Source organism: Streptomyces sp. NPDC047515 (assembly GCF_040643055.1).
GTDB lineage: Bacteria > Actinomycetota > Actinomycetes > Streptomycetales > Streptomycetaceae > Streptomyces.
Genome location: NZ_JBEYTM010000168.1, coordinates 1 through 1,480 on the forward strand (window position 1 = coordinate 1; position 1,480 = coordinate 1,480).

2 protein-coding genes are annotated in these 1,480 nt (G+C 64.5%); both read right to left on the reverse strand.

Features of this window, described 5'->3' with window-relative positions; genetic code table 11:
* Positions 1-616: 616 nt before the first annotated feature.
* Positions 617-1,153, reverse strand: a complete 537-nt coding sequence (locus tag ABZ826_RS39340; RefSeq protein WP_361459399.1) for a hypothetical protein — start codon at positions 1,151-1,153, stop codon at positions 617-619.
* The gene (locus ABZ826_RS39345) at positions 1,150-1,374 is read right to left on the reverse strand and encodes a hypothetical protein (protein WP_361459401.1); all 225 of its coding nucleotides are present in this window, start codon (positions 1,372-1,374) and stop codon (positions 1,150-1,152) included. The genes ABZ826_RS39340 and ABZ826_RS39345 overlap by 4 nt, the downstream gene beginning before the upstream one ends.
* Positions 1,375-1,480: the final 106 nt, after the last annotated feature.

Genomic DNA, 1,480 nt, shown 5'->3' on the forward strand with positions numbered 1-1,480 from the left:
GCAGGTACAGCAGGGATGGTCAACTCATCGGACAACGGGTCTCCTTGCTCGTGACCGGCCTCAACAACCACGTCACTACCAAGGGGCCCGTTTCTCCATGCCCACGACCACACCGGCATCTCTGTCCGAATGATCACCCGCACCGCAGGCTTCGAACGAGATCCGGTTTGCCACAACGCACTGAGGTACCGAAGTGGCTGACGGCGACACACGAAGCATGCAACGGCACAGAGGTACCTCAGAGTCAGGCTGAACCGGCGTAGGCGATGGCCAGGACGGCAAGCGTGCTCATTCGTGGCCGAGAAGAATGGCGGCGGCGTGTCCCCGGGCGACTGTCCGGATGATGCCCCGTCCTGCCCGTACGGCTCGGAATGGGCGAGCGGGCTCGCCTGGGCGTCGACCAGGACGAGCGCAAGGTCGCGGCGGGCGCGGCTGGGGAGCTTCTTTTTCATGTAGGAAACGTTTGCGGAAAGTGGAGCTGGCGGGTCACGCGGCACTGGCCGTGGTTCTGCCGGCCATCAGCATAGCCGCCGGAGTTTTGCACGGGTTTGTCTTGCTTCTGGATTCGCTGAACTCTGCGATCGGCGTCGAGAGTGGCGTGAACTCGCAGCATCGGTCAGGGCAGGTGTCGGCGAGTCTCTGCCCAGACGAGGAGTTGATCCCGTACTGGGCTGGGTTGCAGGCGGTCGACAAGCCTGTCCAGATGGGCCGTCAGGTTCTTGTGCCGTAGCTCGCCTATCTGTTCGACCGCGAGGTCGCGCCAGTGATCGGCGAGAGCGCGGGCCTCAGCAGAGGTGAGGGCAAGTGCGGTGACAGTGTCGGCCGCCAGCGTCTCGGGGCTCCAGTCCTGATCCTCGTCGTCAAGGCCGAGATGGTCGATCACCCACATCCGGAGCATGAAGTTCTGCTGAGTCGCTCGTGCTCGATCCCACAGACTGTCGCCGTACAGACGCTGGTTGGCCTGCAATGACAACTTGGCCCACTGCTGGCGGGCTTCGCGGGGTTGGCCGGCGCGATAAGCATGGCCCGTCGCGACGACACGTACCGCCTCAAGCTGCCGGCCTGGGGCCTCCTCGGCGAACGACCGAAGACGCTCGATCGTCCAGGTGCTGAGGTCGCGGCTTGGGTCTTCGTGATCGGCGTCGGCGTTCAAGAGTCCTCGTTCCTGATGGTGGGCATGCCGAGGTCGACATCGGCTCCCTTATGGGGACGCCGGTCAACCTGGGTGAGCTTGTCCTTGGCTCCCGCAAGGCTGACACGCAGACCTTCGACTTCGCCGAGCCAGCCCTCGCGCTCAGCCTCGGCGATTCGGGCGATGAGATTGTCGCGGATCTCGACCAGTCGGTCGCGCTGTGCGGGGTCGGGCCAGAGCATCGGGCAGCGCGCGCCCCGTTGACTGAACGAAACCCGGAGATTGCGCAGTTCAGTGGGCGGACGGAGTCATCGGGCGCTACGGTCACCGGTCGTGACGAACGATGCT

What these genes read in the sequence shown, in the direction of transcription:
- ABZ826_RS39345 (WP_361459401.1), bottom strand. Translation starts at nt 1,374, where the DNA reads ATGCTCTGGCCCGACCCCGCACAGCGCGACCGACTGGTCGAGATCCGC.